Raw genomic sequence first — 16,751 nt, 5'->3', positions numbered from 1 at the left:
TCAATGAAAAAGTTGCTCTCGTTGCCACCGAATCTGGTGGACAGTTTCCACGATGTAACAGGGTTGAGTCGCGATGAGTATTTCTGTACCAACGACCCTGTTGGTCATAAGTTGGGTAGTGGTGGTGGTACCACCTGGTTGCTCCAGGCTTGTATGACGGTTGAGGATGGCGAATCGCTCAGCGAGTGGTTGCCACGCGAAAAGCGCATTCTGCTGCATGCTGGCGGACAGAGTCGCCGTTTGCCTTCGTATGCCCCATCGGGTAAGATTCTCACACCTGTTCCCGTGTTCCGTTGGGAGCGCGGCCAGAAGCTCTCGCAGGATCTGTTAAGCCTGCAATTGCCGCTCTACGAGCAGATGATGCAGATGGCGCCAGAGCGCATACATACTATGGTGGTGAGTGGCGATGTGCTGGTACGTACGTCGCAGCCCTTGCAGCCTGTGCCCGATGCCGATGTGGTTTGCTACGGCTTGTGGCTCGATGCCTCGGTGGCTAAGAACCACGGTGTGTTTGTTAGCTCGCGCAAGTCGCCACAGGTGCTGAAACACATGCTGCAGAAACCCAGCGTCGAAACGCTCAACGAGTTGCAGAAAGATCACTATTACCTCACCGATATCGGCATCTGGATGCTAAGCGATAAGGCCGTGGAGCTGCTGGCAAAGAAATCTAAAAAGGACGATGAGTTTATTGAATACGATATGTATTCAGAATTCGGCTGTGCCCTTGGCACTAACCCTTTGATGCCCGATGATGAACTCTCTCAGCTCTCTGTAGCCATCGTACCGTTGCAGGGGGGCGAGTTCTACCATTTTGGTACCTCGCGCGAGATGATTTCGTCGACCCTCCGTATTCAGAATCTGGTGAATGATCAGCGCGAGATTATGCACCACGATCGCAAACCTCATCCCAGCATCTTTGTGCAGAATGCTGTATGTAAGTTCCGCTTTACTGAGGAGAATACCAATATCTGGATAGAAAACAGCTATGTGGGCGAGGGCTGGACCCTGACTCACGACAATATTATAACGGGTGTGCCTGAGAACGACTGGAAGCTCCATCTGGCTCCTGGCGAGTGTATCGATGTGGTGCCTATTGGCGACAAGGAATATGCCATACGCCGCTATCATATCGACGAACGCTTTGCAGGCCCAGAGCAACAGAAACAGCAGTTCCCAGTAGTAGAAAATCTAGCAGGGCTAGCAAAGCTAGCCGGGCTAGAAATGCTAGACAATCTAGATCATCTAGATAAACTAGCCACTCGGCTGATCTCAGCCGAGGAAATTAGCACCGAGGCCAACTTGCACCGTCTCTTCGACCAGCGCAAGGCCTTCCGCAAACTTAACTGGAGTGCGCTGGCTGAAAACTGGAATCATAGTGTGTTCTATCAGCTCGATCTGGCTGATGCCAAGCGCGAGTTCGAAGAGCAGCACATACCTCTGCCTCCGCCACTCGACGAGGATGCGCCGCTGATGACGCGCATCCACGATGCCATGTTCCGTGGCGAGAGCGAGCGTGCGTTCGCCCTGTTGCGCGATGGATTGCTTCACTCAACACTCCACACTCCTCACTCCCCAAAACTCTCAATCGCCGACGACCAGATTGTTTGGGGCCGCTCGCCTGTACGTATCGACATCGCAGGCGGATGGACCGATACCCCACCATACTGCTTGATGGAGGGTGGAAACGTAATCAACCTGGCCATCGAGTTGAATGGTCAGCCACCTTTGCAGGCTTATATCCGCCCATCCAGGGAACCAAGAATCGTGCTTCGCAGCATCGACCTTGGTGCTATGGAGGTAGTAGAGACCAACGAGCAACTCAAGGACTTTATGCACGTAGGCTCTCCCTTCTCTATTCCTAAGGCTGCTCTGGTTTTGGCCGGTTTTGGTAATGGCGTGTTGAAAAATGAGTTACAGGCTTTCGGCTCTGGCATCGAGATTACCCTGCTTTCTGCCATCCCTGCGGGTAGCGGACTTGGTACTAGCAGCATCCTGGCAGCTACCGTGCTGGGCGCGCTCAACGACTTCTGCGGACTGGGATGGGATAAAAACGAGATAGGCCATCGCACGCTGATGCTCGAACAGATGTTGACCACAGGAGGTGGTTGGCAGGATCAGTTTGGCGGTGTGCTGGGTGGTGTTAAGTTGCTGCAAACGGGTAGGGGATTTGCTCAGAATCCACAGGTGCGCTGGTTGTCCACCGACCTCTGGACTCAACCCGAGTATCGCCCGTGCCACCTATTATATTATACAGGCATCACGCGCACGGCCAAGAGTATCCTGGCAGAGATAGTGCGCCGTATGTTCTTGAATCATGGGGGCGAGATACGTTTGCTCCGACAGATGAAGGAGCATACCCTAGAGATGTACGAGGCTATCCAGCAGAACGATTTTGAGCGTATGGGATTGCTGGTACGCAAAACGTGGACTCAGAACCAGCTGATTGATGCTGGCTCTAATCCAGAACCTGTTGAGGCGCTAACCCGATTGATCGATGACCTCTGTCTGGGTTACAAACTGCCAGGTGCTGGCGGTGGCGGCTACCTCTATATGATAGCCAAGGATCCTGAGGCTGCGGCACGTATCAAGCAGATACTGACAGAGAATAGCCCGCGTAAGAATGCCCGATTTGTAGATATGACGCTCTCAACTACTGGCTTGCAAATCAGCAGGAGCTGATTTGAAGGTGAGAAGGTGAGACGGTTGAAAGGTGAGAAGGTGAGATGATGGAATTTAGGACTGTTGTTGATATTGAGAAGCCTGGGTTCGAGATTGGGGCGTGCGAGGAGATGCTCTTCGTAGGGTCGTGCTTTGCCGATAACATTGGTAAGCGCTTTCAGGAAGAAAAGTTCCGCGCCACGGTCAATCCCTTCGGCGTGATGTACAACCCCGCCTCAATCCTCCACACGGTCGAAAAACTCTCTCTGGGCGTTCAGTCGCATTTGCCGCTCGGCTCTGCCGCTAGGCCTGTCCTAGAATTCGTGAAGACTGCGTTCATTACATTGGGCACCAACCACATTTACAGATTGAAGTCCACAGGCGAAATAGTAGATAACTGCCAGAAGCGCCCACAATCGCTTTTTACCGAGGAGGAACTTACCGTAGATGAGTGTGCCGACTACCTGCAACGTGCCATCGACATTCTGCGCCAGCATAACCCCGATATCCGCGTTGTGCTTACAGTCAGCCCCATCCGCTATCGCAAATACGGCTACCATGGTTCGCAACTCTCTAAAGCCACGCTGCTGCTGGCAATACAGAAACTGATTCTCCCCCTGAGTTCTTGGACGAGCCAAGCGGCAAAGCCGAGCGGGGGGAGCCAGAGGGGGGCTGAACAATATATTACTTACTTCCCCGCCTACGAGATCGTCAACGATGAACTCCGCGACTACCGCTTCTATGCCGAGGATATGCTGCACCCCTCATCGCAAGCTGTAGAATACATCTGGCAGCGATTCTCCGAGGTCTATCTCAGCGCCGAGGCCAAGCAATTTGTCAAGGAGTGGCAACCCCTGAAGGCTGCGCTCCATCATAAGCCTTTTAACCCCGAATCGCAAGAATATCGTATATTCATTGATAAAACTATGTTAAAAATAGCAGAGTTGCAAAAAAAATACCCTAACTTTGCACTTTAATTGAACTGAAAAGGAAAAATTGTAGATTTTTGAAGTCATGAAATACAGTATCGAAAAAGTTACCACGCTTATTGGTGCGCGAAGATATGGAAACACTGAGGCACAGGTTAGTTGGTTGCTAACCGATAGTCGTAGCCTCTGCTTCCCCGAAGAGACTTTGTTTTTTGCTCTGAAAACCCAGCGCAACGATGGCCATCGCTATATTCAGGATTTGTATAACCGCGGTGTTCGTCAGTTTGTGGTCGAGCAGGTTCCTGAGCATTTTGATAGCCTCTATCCAGAGGCCAATTTTTTACGAGTGCCCCACACCCTTGCTGCCCTCCAGCGCCTGGCCGAGCGCCATCGCGACGAGTTTGATGTGCCCATCGTAGGTATCACCGGCTCTAACGGTAAGACCATGGTCAAGGAGTGGCTATACCAGCTGCTGTTGCCCTCGCAGCGCATTGTGCGTTCGCCTCGCAGCTACAACTCTCAGATAGGTGTACCCCTCTCGGTATGGTTGCTCAACGAGCAGACCGAGGTAGGCATCTTCGAGGCAGGTATCTCGCAGCCAGGCGAGATGATGGCCCTTCGCGACATCATCCAGCCCACCATCGGCGTGCTCACCTCGCTTGGTGCAGCCCATCAGGAGAACTTCCGCTCTATGGAAGAAAAGTGCATGGAGAAACTCGAGCTGATGCACAACACCCAGGCTATGGTTTACTGCTGCGATAACGATATTGTGAGCCGTTGCATCCGCCGCATGAACTACAAAGGCGAGAAGATTTCGTGGTCAACCTGCGATGAGCAGGCCAGCCTATTCGTGAGGAGTGTGGAGAATTCGCGCATAACTTATATTTGGCAGGGCGAAGAAAACTGCTACACCATCCCATTCATCGACGAGGCTTCTATCGAGAACTCTATCACCTGTACCGCAGTAGCTTTGCACTTGGGCCTGACGCCAGCCGAGTTGGCCGAACGTATGCCAAAGCTCGAGCCTGTTGCCATGCGTCTGGAGGTCAAGGAGGGTCAGCGTGGTTGTGTGCTTATAAACGACTCTTACAACTCTGATATCAACTCGCTCGATATCGCCCTCGACTTCATGAATCGCCGCGAGGATACAAAGGTAGGAGAGGCCAGGGGGGGGCTGATCAAGGGCCTAAGGAAAACTCTGATCTTATCCGACATCTTCCAAACCGGAACAACCTCAGCCGAACTCTACGCTCAGGTCAGCGACCTCGCCACCAAGCGCGGCATCACCAAGTTCATCGGTATTGGTCCAGAGCTCACCGCTCAGGCCGATAAGATTCAGATTGCCGATAAGCAGTTCTTTGCCGATGTCAACCACTTCCTGTCGAGTGAGGCCTTTGCCACCCTGCGCGAAGAGATGATTCTGCTCAAGGGTGCCCGTCCTTTCGGTTTCGACCAGATTACCGAGCAGCTCGAACAGAAGGTTCACGAAACCATCCTCGAGGTCAACCTCAATGCGGTGGTCGAGAATCTCAACTACTACCGCTCGTTCATGAAGCCCGATACCAAGATAGTTTGCATGATTAAGGCCGATGCCTATGGCGCTGGTGCTGTAGAGATAGCCAAGACGCTGCAGGACCACCGTGTTGACTATCTGGCTGTGGCTGTGGCCGACGAGGGTGTCACCCTGCGTAAGGCCGGTATCACCGCCAACATCATGATTATGAACCCTGAGATGACAGCCTTCAAGACCATGTTCGACTACGACTTGGAGCCCGAGGTCTACAGCTTCCGTCTGCTCGATGCCCTCATCAAGGCAGCCCGCAAGGAGGGTATCACCGGCTGGCCTGTACACATCAAACTCGATACTGGCATGCACCGTCTGGGCTTCGATCCAGAGCGCGATATGGACGAGCTTATCGACCGCTTGAAGCATCAGCAGGCCGTCATCCCGCGTTCAGTGTTCAGTCACTTCGTAGGCTCCGATAGCGACGATTTCGACAACTTCTCCCGCCTCCAGTTCAAGCGCTTCGAGGCTGGTAGCCAGAAGCTGCAGGATGCTTTCTCGCATAAGATTCTGCGCCATATCGACAATTCTGCCGGCATCGAGCACTTCCCCGATCGTCAGTTAGATATGTGTCGTCTGGGCCTCGGCCTCTATGGTGTTGATCCGCGCGACAATCGCATCCTCCATACCGTCAGCACGCTGAAGACCACCATTCTCCAGATGCGCGCTGTGCCTAAGAGTGAGACGGTGGGCTATAGCCGCAAGGGCAAGCTCGAGCGCGATTCTGTCATTGCCGCCATTCCTATTGGCTATGCCGACGGCTTGAACCGCCATCTGGGCAATCGCCACTGCTACTGCCTCGTCAACGGTCAGAAGGCCGAGTACGTAGGTAATATCTGTATGGATGTGGCCCTGATCGATGTCACCGACATCCCTTGTAAGGAGGGCGATCAGGTAGAGATTTTCGGCGAGAACCTCCCTGTAACGGTGCTGAGCGATGTGCTCGAAACCATCCCTTACGAGGTGCTAACAGGCATCAGCAATCGTGTGAAACGCGTTTATTTCCAAGACTAAATAATAAAGGCTAGCAGTTTTTTTGCTAGCCTTTCATTTTCGTTTTATGCTTCACCTTTCGTTGGGTCAAACGCATCCATCTTGATGGTGTTCCCATCTCTGTTTGGCAGTTTTATCTGTCCGAACTCTGCCTCATATCGCATCACGTTCTCGTTCAGCGCCAGCAGCAGTCGCTTGGCGTGCTCTGGAGCCATGACTATTCTGCTGCAAGCCTGCGCCTTGGGCACACCAGGCAGCACCCGTGCAAAGTCAATCACAAAGTCGCCCGATCCATGCGTAATCACCGCAAAGTTCGCATACTCACCCTGTGCCACTTCCTGTGGCAACTCTATCTGCAGTCCCTGCTGCTTCTCGTTGTTATTCTCGTTCATAATTCTGATAGTTTTAATTATTCTGCGACAAAGGTACACCAATTCACTCGAACTGCAAAATAAATTAGTACTTTTTATGTTCTTATGATTTTATGAATCATGACAAACGTGACAAATGACACAACCATTTTTTCGTCGCAAATACTCTTTATTAATGCATAAATATAAATTAATGAAAGAAATATGCAAATAAATTTGTCTATTTGATAGAAATGTATTACTTTTGCTGCCGCAAGGAACTAAATTATCTAAATTCAATGACGAAATGAAACGTAAAACTTGCAAAATGAAACTGCTGGCTGTGGTGATGATGGCATTGGGTGCTAACCTTACGGCATCGGCACAGCAAAAGAGCAGCGAGATCGACTGGACAAAGGATTTTACCAGCCGAATTACTCTGAATGGTTACGCTCAGGGGGGATGGAGTTATCAAAACCCTAATGGCAAAGACCAGAATGCTTACAACCTGAAACGAACCCTGCTGTGGGCCAAAGCGCGTATCACCGACAGATGGTCGTTTATGTTTATGCACGACTTCTCGAGCGTGGTGCAGGAGTATTACACAGACTATCGCGTGTCGAAAGGCAACGAACTGACGGTGCGCTTTGGACAGTTTAAGCACTCGTACACGATGGAGAACCCCATGAGTCCCACACAGCTGGAGCTGGTGGATGTGTACTCTCAGGCTGTGCTGTATCTGGCTGGCGAGGGTCCCGACCCGCTGAACGGTGTGAACTACGGACGCGACATGGGACTGGAGCTGTATGGCGACCTGGCCAACGGCGTGGTGCACTATAACCTGGGGCTGATGAGCGGACAGGGCATCAACCGTAAGGACCAGAACAACCAGAAGAACCTGATAGCTAAGCTGGAGCTGCGACCTGTGGATGGATTCCGCGTGGTGGCATCGGGCTATCTGGGCACAGGATGCGCTGTGGGCACGGCTGCATGGAACCCCGAGATAAACGTGGGCGATAACTATAAGCGCAATCGCTACAGCGTGGGTGCCGAGTACAAAACTCAGCCTTACACTGGCAGTAAATATAAGGAGGCACGCCCTGCATCGGTACGTGCTGAATGGCTGGGCGGACAAGACGGCAACGTAGGTAGCCGTGGTGGATACGTGACAACATGTATCCCTGTGGTCGACGCGCTGGACGTTGTGGCTAGTGGTGAGACCTTCGATCGCAACACAAAGGTGGACGGTTGGGACCAGACCAACCTGACCGTGGGACTGCAGTACTGGTTCTACAAGAAGTGCCGTATGCAGCTGCAGTACACACGATGCATGTGTGGCGACAAGATAGGTAAGGATTATAACTGGGTGCAGGCCCAGATGCAGGTGGCATTTTAGTTGACAGTTTACAATTGATAGTTGACAGTTATGATAATCAAGATAGTATTTACAATCATATTTCTGGCGGTGATGATTGGGGTTGGACTGTACACCCGCAAGCAGGCCAGTAGTGTTGAAGGTTTCGTATTGGGCGGTCGCGCCGTTGGCCCATGGCTCACGGCTTTCGCCTTCGGAACAAGTTATTTCTCGGCAGTAGTATTCGTGGGCTACGCAGGTCAGTTCGGCTGGAAATACGGATTGTCGAGCGCGTGGATTGGCATCGGTAACGCCGTGATCGGCTCGCTGTTGGCGTGGCTGATACTGGGCCGACGCACCAAGCTGATGACGCAGCATATTGAGAGTCGCACGATGCCTGATTTCTTTGGAACCCGTTTTAGCGATCAGGGCCTGCGCGTGGCTGCATCTATCATCGCCTTTGTATTCCTGATTCCTTATACAGCAGGCGTGTACAGCGGCATTTCGCGACTGTTTGAGATGGGATTCAGCATTCCTTACGAGTATTGCGTGATCATCATGTCGATACTCACTGCCGTCTACGTGATTCTGGGCGGATACAAGGCTACGGCCATGAACGACTTTATTCAGGGCATCATCATGCTGTTTGGTATCGTGGCTGTGATTGTGGCTGTGCTCAATGTGCAGGGCGGACTGACGGCTGCCGTAGACAAGCTGGCTGCCATCCCATCGGATACCGACCCCACGGTGAACGGAGGCTTTGCTTCGTGGTTCGGACCCGATCCTTGGGGATTGCTGGGCGTAGTTATCCTGACATCGTTGGGAACCATGGGACTGCCACAGATGGTGGGTAAGTTCTACTCGATTACCGACGAGAGCGCCATCAAGCGTGGTACAGTTATCTCTACCGTATTTGCCTTTATCGTGGCTGGTGGTTGCTACTTCCTGGGTGGCTTCGGTCGTTTGTTCGGCACACCTCCTATGTTGCCCAACGGCAAACTTGCCTTCGACTCTATCGTACCTTCGATGCTGGTAACGCTGCCTGATATATTGATTGCCCTTGTGGTGCTGCTGGTGCTCTCGGCATCAATGTCGACACTGGCTTCGCTGGTGCTCACATCGAGCTCGACGATGACACTCGACCTGATTTATCGCGATAAGAAATCGCTGCCTGGTGAGGTAGAAGAGGGTACCATCGACGATATCGTGGCCGAGAAGATTGAGCGCCGTAAGGTCATCGTGATGCGCGTGCTGATTATGTTCTTTATCGCCATTTCGCTGCTCATAGCGCTGAATCCGCCTACGTTCATCGCCCAGCTGATGGGTATCTCGTGGGGTGCACTGGCTGGCGCATTCCTGGCTCCGTTTATGCTGGGTCTGTATCAGCGCAACATCACTACAGCCTCTGTGTGGGCTTGCTTTATCTGGGGTGTGGGTCTGACGGTTATCAACATGCTGGCAGGTAATCCTATTAACCCGATTAACTGTGGTGCCATAGCCATGGTTGGCGGATTCCCAGTAGTATGGCTGGTTAGCTTGTTTACCAAGAAGCTGCCCGAAGATACTGTGAACAAGATATTTGAATGTTATAATAAATAAAAATTGTTTTAATTAATTTTTTTCAACTTCGTATATGAAAAAGCCAGTTTTAACCCTTACTTTACTTTCACTAGCTGTGACACTGATGGCGGCATGCGGCTCTAAGAATGCTCAGAGCGCTCAGAGCGCACCTGCCACAGAAAACACAGAGATGGCCGCCGAGGCTGATGCCGACATGGCGCCAGAGATTGAACTGCCCAACCTGCAGGGATCGACCACCAAGCTTTCTAGCCTGCGTGGCAAGTATGTAGTCATCGACTTTTGGGGCTCATGGTGCATCTGGTGCATCCGTGGTATCCCCAACATGAAGACCTACTATGCTAATTACAAGGACAAGATGGAGATTCTTGGTGTAGACTGTCGCGACACCGAAGAGAAGTGGAAGGCTGCCGTAGAGGAACACCAGCTGCCTTGGTTGCAGGTGCGCTGTCCTGACGGGCAGTTGCAGACACTTGCTGCACAGTACAACATAGAGGGATTCCCTACCAAAGTGGTTGTTGACCCACAGGGCAAAATCGCCAAGGTAGTAGTAGGTGAAGATCCTGAGTTCTACAGCTTCTTAGACGAACTTTTTAAGAAGTAAAAGGGAAGTTATAACTTCCCTTTTACTTCCCTTTCTAGTACGCATGATCATCACCTTGGATTTCTTCCTTGGTGATTTTCTTTTTGTCGATGGCGCGCCAGGCGTAGACGATGTAGGCTAGTACGAATGGAACCAGCAACGACACGTAGAACATAGTGCGCAGGGTGAACTCGCTAGAGCACGAGTTGGCCAGTGTGAGCGACGACTGCAGGTCGGCTGTAGATGGATAGTAGGCGGTATCGTTCCAACCAGCTACCAGCAACAGTGCCAGCACGGTGAATACGGTGCCTAAGCCTGCCTGCCAGATGCCTGCAATAAAATCTTTCCTGATGATGGTATAGATGATGCCAAAGAGCACCATGACTACACCCGCAAACAGCAGTACCAACAGTCCCCACATGTCAATCAGGTTGTTCAGGTACTTATGGGGCTCCATGTAGATGAGGTCGGCTGCGTTGATGGCATAACCGTCTTTCAGCAGCAGATGTACCAGATAGCCCACAAACAGCACGACGAAAGGCACAGCAGCACCAACGAGACGTACGCTGGCACGCGAACGGATATTCTCGTCGGCTACATTATTAATAATATAGAGTATGCCCAGCGAACGAGCCAGGAACACCACAGCAAAGCCAAACACCACTACCCATGGATTGAGCAGCGCATCGAGGCCGTGCGATGCATTGGCCCAGCGCGAGATAATAGGGGTTATGGCACCTGCATCAACCAGATTCTCCTTGACGATGATGAAGTTGGAACCCTCGAAGAAGGTGGCTACGGCTCCACCCAGCAGCAATGGCCCCACGATGCCATTCAGCGTAAGGAAGAACTGGAACGTCTTAGGTCCAAGTATATTGCCTATCTTGTTCTGAAACTCGTAGCTCACAGCCTGTAGCACAAACGTAAACAGGATGATCATCCACAGCCAGTAGGCACCGCCAAACGATGTGCTGTAGAACAACGGGAACGATGCAAAGAAGGCACCACCAAAGGTAACCAGAGTTGTGAAGGTGAACTCCCACTTGCGGCCTGTTGAGTTGTAGACCATGCGGCGCTCCTCTTCAGTACGTCCTAACGAATGGGCCACGGAATTGGCTCCCTGAACAAACAACAGGAACACCAGTATCGCACCTAGCAGTGATACGATAAACCACCAATAATGCTGCAAAAATGTATAACTCATAACTCGGGTCCTTTCTTAATTTGTTTGAGTAAGATATTGATCTCTACAGCCAGCATGGTTGTAAAGAGAATAAGGAATAGGAAGAAAGTGACGGCAACATTGGATGCCTGGATATCAGAGACAGATGCCCAAGTAGGCAGCATGTCCTGGATGGTCCAAGGTTGACGTCCGAATTCGGCTACCAGCCATCCGCACTCAGAGCCGATGTAGCCCAGCGGTATGAGCAGTATGGCCACCCAATAGTGCCAGGCGGGTAGGGCAGTGATGTCGCGCTTGCCAAACAGGAACTTGGGCCAGCGGTAGGTAACAGCCAGTATCACTGCAAAGAACAGGATGAACAGACAGCCCACACCCACCATCACGCGGAATGCCCAGAAGTTAACTGCCACTGGTGGCACCACATCGTTCTTATCCTTGATGTAACCATAGCCGAAATACTTCATGTTCTCATTGAGAATGGAGAGTTGAGAAGCCAGATACTTCTCGTCGGCACCTTCTTTCTTGGCTTTGCGATAAGCTGCAAGTGCCTCGATGGCCTTGCGGCCTCGCTCCATCTTCTCCTCTACTGATGGCTCAACCTTACCGTTGTTGGCAGTATAACCATTCAGAATGTCGTTGATACCAGGTACGAATCCTTTAGGATCGTTGGTAGCCATGATAGATAGTCCGTAAGGCACCTCGATGCCCTCGATGAGCTTCAGGCCAACCTCTGTACCACCATCGTACAGCGCCTCCATAGCAGCCAGTTTCATGGGCTGAACCTCGGCCACATCCATACCGCTCTTATGACCAGTGGCGCCTGCCAGCAAAGCTGCTATCAGACCTACGCCAGCACCTATCTTCATGCTCTCGATGGCCAGCTTGGCGTGCTGTTCTTTAAGCAGATACCAACAGCAAACGCCCACGCAGAAGATGGCGCCGATGATCCAGGCTGAAGTAACGGTGTGACAGAACTTTGAAACAGCGAATGGCGATAGTGCTACCTCGGCAAACGATACCATCTCGTTGCGCATGGTGTCGGGGTTAAACTCGCAGCCCACGGGATACTGCATCCAAGCGTTGGCCACCAGAATCCACCAGGCAGAGATGGTGGCACCAAGACCTGTGAGCCATGTTGAAGCCAGGTGGAATCCAGCCGATACCTTCTTCCATCCAAAGAACATCACAGCCACAAAGGTGCTCTCCATAAAGAAGGCCACTATACCCTCGACAGCCAATGGCGCTCCGAAGATGTCGCCCACAAACCAAGAGTAGTTACTCCAGTTGGTACCAAACTCGAACTCGAGGATGATACCCGTGGCCACACCCATGGCAAAGTTAATACCGAAAAGCCTCTGCCAGAACTTGGCAGCAACCTTCCAAAATTCGGCAGCACCCTCGTCGCTACCATCCACATTGCTCTTTTTTAGTGTTAGATAGTACTTGGTCTCTACAATGCCCATAATCACTGCAAGACCCAGTGTTAGTGGCACAAAGAGCCAGTGGTAGATTGCCGTCAGAGCAAACTGCGCTCTCGACCAGTCGATCGTTCCGGCATCGATGTTTAGAATTAGGTTTTGTAGCATATATCTGAAATTTAATGTTTCGCTCGGCTTTGCCGCTTGGCATCGCCAAGAATCTTTAATGTTTAATCTTTAATTTTTCCTGTCAATCAGTTCCGTTGCCACATATTCTGCCTCGTGTCCATCTGCTTGCTGCTTCAGAAAGTTGGGGAAGAAGAATAACTTGAGCACCACGAATATCACAAACAGCTTGATGAGAATGATGGCCCAGAGCGTGCGCCCCAGTTTCATGGATCGGAAACCGTCGTAATACAAGTGGTAAAATTTATATAGAAAATTGTCCTTGGTCATATAGTTTTATTAAATTATTCTGTGGCAAATATACATTATTTATTATTATCTTCCAAATAATAAGGGCATAAAACTGCAAAAAATGGTCGAAAAATCGCTTTTTTTCTTAAAATTAAGGTCGCTTAATTGATTGAATGCTAATTTTTTTTGTAATTTCGTGTAAAGTTTCTATATTTGCACCCAAAATAGGTAAAGACAATAGGAAAAAAGTAATAAATTGAAATGAATAAGAAGATTTTTATACCTCTAATAGTTGTTATTTTGGTACTTGTGGGTGCCGCTGTATGGTTGTTTATGAATTTGGAAGAGCAGAAGCAGGTGGTGCAGGATATGCAGGAACTGGCTGAGCTGGATAAACAGGAAATGGAAAACGAATACGAGCGATTCACCCTGCAGTATAGCGAGATGAAGACTCAGATAAACAACGACTCTATTATAGCTCAATTGACTGCTGAGCAGATGAGAACACAGCAGCTGTTGGAGGAACTAAAGCAGGTGAAGGCAAGTGATGCACGCGAGATAGCACGCCTGAAGAAAGAACTGGCCACAGTGCGCGCCGTGTTGCGTGACTATGTGATGCAGATTGACTCATTGAACAGACTGAACGAGAGCCTGAAGCAGGAGAACAGTCGTGTGAATGCCGAATTGGAGCGCAGCAATGCACAGGTGGCTGGATTGAGCAGCGAAAAGGCTTCGCTCAGCGAGAAAGTGGCCATCGCAGCCCAGCTTGATGCAACAGGCATCGCCATGCAGATACTCGACAAGCGTGGTAAGGTAGCCAAGAAACTGAAAGACTGCAAGCAGCTATGTGTGAACTTCCGCATAACCAAGAACGTTACAGCCGCTAATGGCAATCGTACCGTATATGTGCGCATACAGAATCCTGGTGGCAACACCCTGAGTGGTGGCGGCATCTTCACTTATGAGAATCGTCAGCTGGAGTGCTCAGCCAAGAAAGTGATAGAGTACACAGGCGAGGAAACACCAGTAACCGTCTATTGGAACATGACTCAGATGCTTGAAGCAGGCGACTATCGCGTTAGCATCTTTGTTGATGGAAATATGATTGGAACGAAAACTTTCTCTTTTAAGTGATAAGTGAATAGTGAAATAGTTAACTATGAGTAATTGAGATAATTATGTATAGGAAAAGAATGAAAAATGAAGTTTTTGTGAGGTGGAAGCTGAAAGTACTTTTAGTACTATTCACTATTCACTGTTCACTATTAACTTCAAATGCTCAGCGTGTGTTGAGTCTTGACAGTTGTCGCCAGATGGCGCTGCGCAATAACAAGCAGTTAGGTGTTTCAAAACTTAAACAGGATGTGGCCGAGAATCTTCGCAAATCGGCCCGCACCAAGTACCTGCCCCACGTGAGTGCTATAGGTACATACGAGCACACGAGCGAAGAAGTATCTATTCTTAACGATGGCCAGAAGGCGGCTCTTGCCAATCTGGGCACAGCCTTTGGACTAACTGTTCAGCAGAAATTCGGACCCGCTATAGCGCAGATGCAGCCGCAAACTCAGCAATTCTTGGGCGAAGTGGTAACCCAGACGTCGGGTATGCTTAATGCCGAAGGACAGAAAATTATCGATGCCTTCCGCACTGACACCCGCAATATCTTTGCTGGTTCTATTCTGGTTACCCAGCCTGTGTTTATGGGTGGTAGCATCGTAGCGCTGAATAAGATTGCCGATATCAACACCCAGATGGCCCAGAACAAGATGGATGCCAGCAGACAAGCTACACTCTATCAGATTGATCAGGCCTACTGGCAGGTGGTGTCGCTGCATCACAAGAAGAAGTTGGCTGAGAGCTATCTGGCATTGGTCAAGAAGTTTGATAGCGATGTACATAAAATGATAGACCAGGGCGTTGCTACACGTAGCGACGGACTGAGTGTTGACGTGAAGGTGAATGAGGCAGAGATGACTCTTACCAAGGTTAACGACGGACTGGTTCTCTCGCGTATGCTACTTAACCAATTGTGTGGTCTGCCCCTTGGCGAACCAGTGGTACTTGAGGATGAGAAGAGTGATAACATCGCAGTTCTGGAGGTTACTCCAAAGTTGGACGTTGAGACTGCTGTAGCTTATCGCCCAGAGCTCAAGTTGCTACAGAATACAGTCGACCTCTCTAAGCAAGCTACCAATGTTCTTAAGGCGGGTAATCTGCCTCAGGTGGCATTGATTGGTGGCTATGCTATCAGTAACCCTAATACGTTTAACGGCTTTGAGAAGAAGTTTGCCGGTTTCTGGCATGTGGGTGTTCTTGTACGTGTGCCCATTTGGAACTGGGGCGATGTGATGTATAAGGTACGCGCATCGAAGGGTGCTACCGCCATTGCCAACCTCGAGCTCGAAGAAGCACGCGAGAAGATTGAGCTTCAGGTTAATCAGATTACTTTTAAGGTTGACGAGGCTAACAAGAAACTCGCCATGGCTCAGACTAATATCAAGAGCGCCGACGAGAATCTGCGTACCGCCAATCTTGGATTCCAGGAGGGGGTTATCAGTCCTACTGTCGTAATGGAAGCTCAGACAGCTTGGATGCAGGCTCAGTCGCAGAAGATAGATGCCGAGATCGATGTGAAACTCTCGCAGGTTGACCTGCAGAAAGCACTCGGAACGCTTGAATAATTGAACATTGAATATTGAACATTGAAAATTAAATAAAACCATGTCAGCAAAAAGTCAGCATAACAACATTCTGCTCGCCATTATTGGTTTTGCAGCAGTAGTTATCATTGTGGCACTTATCGGATTCTTTACCCTTGGCCGCGATCCAGAGATTATCCAGGGGCAGGTAGAGGTTACCGAGTATCGAGTATCCAGCAAGGTGCCTGGTAGAATTCTTGAGTTGCGTGTAAAGGAGGGCGACTACGTGAAGGTGGGCGATACACTCGCCATTCTCGATGCCCCTGAGGTGCGTGCTAAAATGGAGCAGGCCCAGAGTGCCGAGAGTGCAGCTGCAGCCATGGAGCTGAAGGCCCAGAACGGTGCTCGCAAGGAGCAGATTCAGGGTGCCTTCTCTGTTCTGCAGCAGGCCAAGGCTGGATTGGAGATTGCCGAGAAGTCGTATAACCGCATTCAGCGCCTGTATGATGAAGGCGTGATGAGTGCTCAGAAGCGCGACGAGGTGTTTGCCAACTATAAGGCTATGGAGGCTCAGGTAAAGGCCGCCCAGAGTCAGTATGATATGGCTTTGAATGGTGCCCGTCGCGAGGATAAGTTGGCCGCTGCAGCTCAGGTGGGTCGTGCCAAAGGAGCTGTGAATGAGGTTAACTCTTACATCAACGAGACAGTGCAGATAGCCCAGATGGAGGGTGAGGTATCCGATGTCTATCCTAAGGTAGGCGAGCTGGTTGGCACAGGTTCACCCATCATGTCGATTGCTGTGATGCAGGACATGTGGGGCACATTCAATGTGCGTGAGGATCAGCTGAACGGCATGCAGGTTGGCACAGAGATCAATGCCTTTGTACCTGCATTCGATAAGACCATCAAGATGAAGGTTTACTATCTGAAGGATCAGGGCTCGTATGCTGTATGGAAGGCCACCAAGGCCAATGGCCAGTACGACCTGAAGACCTTCGAGGTGAAAGCAAAGCCCGTTGAAAAGTTAGAGGGCCTGCGCCCAGGCATGAGTTTGATTATTAAAGATTGAAAATTGAAGATTGAAC

Annotated in this window: 13 protein-coding genes; 9 read left to right on the top strand and 4 right to left on the bottom strand. The window is 50.5% G+C overall.

Annotation, left to right across the window (positions count from 1 at the left end; genetic code table 11):
• Positions 1–3 precede the first annotated feature (3 nt).
• The 3 genes from BUB86_RS09435 to BUB86_RS09425 are packed head-to-tail and all read left to right on the top strand — an operon-like array spanning position 4 to position 6,165.
• Positions 4–2,679 (top strand): bifunctional fucokinase/fucose-1-phosphate guanylyltransferase, encoded by a 2,676-nt coding sequence (locus BUB86_RS09435; RefSeq protein ID WP_081373193.1) that lies wholly within the window; start codon positions 4–6, stop codon positions 2,677–2,679.
• A 47-nt stretch (positions 2,680–2,726) separates the two neighbouring features.
• Entirely contained in the window at positions 2,727–3,635 is a 909-nt protein-coding gene (locus BUB86_RS09430) for a GSCFA domain-containing protein (RefSeq protein WP_073208781.1), read from the top strand.
• 37 nt (positions 3,636–3,672) lie between these two features.
• Positions 3,673–6,165 carry a bifunctional UDP-N-acetylmuramoyl-tripeptide:D-alanyl-D-alanine ligase/alanine racemase gene (locus BUB86_RS09425; RefSeq protein WP_073208779.1) on the top strand — a complete coding sequence of 831 codons (2,493 nt, stop codon included), beginning with the start codon at positions 3,673–3,675 and terminating at the stop codon, positions 6,163–6,165.
• A gap of 44 nt (positions 6,166–6,209) precedes the next feature.
• Here BUB86_RS09425 and BUB86_RS09420 read toward each other — a convergent pair whose 3' ends face one another.
• Positions 6,210–6,536, bottom strand: a complete 327-nt coding sequence (locus tag BUB86_RS09420) for a DUF3467 domain-containing protein (RefSeq protein WP_073208777.1) — start codon at positions 6,534–6,536, stop codon at positions 6,210–6,212.
• A gap of 265 nt (positions 6,537–6,801) precedes the next feature.
• Between BUB86_RS09420 and BUB86_RS09415 the strand changes: the two genes are divergently transcribed.
• Genes BUB86_RS09415 through BUB86_RS09405 form a run of 3 tightly spaced genes read left to right on the top strand, consistent with a single transcriptional unit; the run spans position 6,802 to position 10,030 of the window.
• Entirely contained in the window at positions 6,802–7,890 is a 1,089-nt protein-coding gene (locus tag BUB86_RS09415; protein WP_139261542.1) for a porin, read from the top strand.
• A 30-nt stretch (positions 7,891–7,920) separates the two neighbouring features.
• Entirely contained in the window at positions 7,921–9,447 is a 1,527-nt protein-coding gene (locus tag BUB86_RS09410; protein ID WP_073208773.1) for a sodium:solute symporter family transporter, read from the top strand.
• 34 nt (positions 9,448–9,481) lie between these two features.
• Positions 9,482–10,030, top strand: a complete 549-nt coding sequence (locus BUB86_RS09405) for a TlpA family protein disulfide reductase (protein ID WP_081373190.1) — start codon at positions 9,482–9,484, stop codon at positions 10,028–10,030.
• A 34-nt stretch (positions 10,031–10,064) separates the two neighbouring features.
• Here BUB86_RS09405 and BUB86_RS09400 read toward each other — a convergent pair whose 3' ends face one another.
• From BUB86_RS09400 to BUB86_RS09390, 3 genes are all read right to left on the bottom strand, one after another.
• A complete protein-coding gene (locus BUB86_RS09400; RefSeq protein WP_073208771.1) occupies positions 10,065–11,213 on the bottom strand; it encodes a cytochrome d ubiquinol oxidase subunit II in 1,149 nt (382 codons plus the stop codon).
• Positions 11,210–12,778 (bottom strand): cytochrome ubiquinol oxidase subunit I, encoded by a 1,569-nt coding sequence (locus BUB86_RS09395; protein WP_073208769.1) that lies wholly within the window; start codon positions 12,776–12,778, stop codon positions 11,210–11,212. Before BUB86_RS09395 ends, BUB86_RS09400 begins: the two co-directional genes overlap by 4 nt.
• A 69-nt stretch (positions 12,779–12,847) precedes the next feature.
• A complete protein-coding gene (locus BUB86_RS09390) occupies positions 12,848–13,066 on the bottom strand; it encodes a DUF4492 domain-containing protein (RefSeq protein WP_073208767.1) in 219 nt (72 codons plus the stop codon).
• A 222-nt stretch (positions 13,067–13,288) separates the two neighbouring features.
• Between BUB86_RS09390 and BUB86_RS09385 the strand changes: the two genes are divergently transcribed.
• From BUB86_RS09385 to BUB86_RS09375, 3 genes are read left to right on the top strand one after another with little or no spacing between them, the layout of a single operon-like run.
• Entirely contained in the window at positions 13,289–14,161 is an 873-nt protein-coding gene (locus tag BUB86_RS09385; RefSeq protein ID WP_073208766.1) for a hypothetical protein, read from the top strand.
• A gap of 59 nt (positions 14,162–14,220) precedes the next feature.
• The gene (locus BUB86_RS09380; protein ID WP_081373189.1) at positions 14,221–15,708 is read left to right on the top strand and encodes a TolC family protein; all 1,488 of its coding nucleotides are present in this window, start codon (positions 14,221–14,223) and stop codon (positions 15,706–15,708) included.
• Between the two features lie 40 nt (positions 15,709–15,748).
• Complete coding sequence (locus BUB86_RS09375; protein ID WP_073208765.1) at positions 15,749–16,735, top strand: HlyD family secretion protein; 987 nt, start codon at positions 15,749–15,751, stop codon at positions 16,733–16,735.
• Positions 16,736–16,751: the final 16 nt, after the last annotated feature.

The sequence above is a fragment of the Xylanibacter ruminicola genome (assembly GCF_900142525.1).
Taxonomy (GTDB): Bacteria; Bacteroidota; Bacteroidia; order Bacteroidales; family Bacteroidaceae; genus Prevotella; species Prevotella ruminicola_A.
Note: the sequence above shows the minus strand (reverse complement) of the source record. Positions and strands in the feature narration are given on the sequence as shown.

Coding starts and splice junctions, on each gene's coding strand:
- BUB86_RS09425 (WP_073208779.1), top strand. CDS start 3,673: ATGAAATACAGTATCGAAAAAGTTACCACGCTTATTGGTGCGCGAAGA.
- BUB86_RS09400 (WP_073208771.1), bottom strand. CDS start 11,213: ATGAGTTATACATTTTTGCAGCATTATTGGTGGTTTATCGTATCACTG.
- BUB86_RS09395 (WP_073208769.1), bottom strand. CDS start 12,778: ATGCTACAAAACCTAATTCTAAACATCGATGCCGGAACGATCGACTGG.
- BUB86_RS09405 (WP_081373190.1), top strand. CDS start 9,482: ATGAAAAAGCCAGTTTTAACCCTTACTTTACTTTCACTAGCTGTGACA.
- BUB86_RS09375 (WP_073208765.1), top strand. CDS start 15,749: ATGTCAGCAAAAAGTCAGCATAACAACATTCTGCTCGCCATTATTGGT.
- BUB86_RS09410 (WP_073208773.1), top strand. CDS start 7,921: ATGATAATCAAGATAGTATTTACAATCATATTTCTGGCGGTGATGATT.
- BUB86_RS09390 (WP_073208767.1), bottom strand. CDS start 13,066: ATGACCAAGGACAATTTTCTATATAAATTTTACCACTTGTATTACGAC.
- BUB86_RS09385 (WP_073208766.1), top strand. CDS start 13,289: ATGAATAAGAAGATTTTTATACCTCTAATAGTTGTTATTTTGGTACTT.
- BUB86_RS09415 (WP_139261542.1), top strand. CDS start 6,802: ATGAAACGTAAAACTTGCAAAATGAAACTGCTGGCTGTGGTGATGATG.
- BUB86_RS09430 (WP_073208781.1), top strand. CDS start 2,727: ATGGAATTTAGGACTGTTGTTGATATTGAGAAGCCTGGGTTCGAGATT.
- BUB86_RS09435 (WP_081373193.1), top strand. CDS start 4: ATGAAAAAGTTGCTCTCGTTGCCACCGAATCTGGTGGACAGTTTCCAC.
- BUB86_RS09380 (WP_081373189.1), top strand. CDS start 14,221: ATGAAAAATGAAGTTTTTGTGAGGTGGAAGCTGAAAGTACTTTTAGTA.
- BUB86_RS09420 (WP_073208777.1), bottom strand. CDS start 6,536: ATGAACGAGAATAACAACGAGAAGCAGCAGGGACTGCAGATAGAGTTG.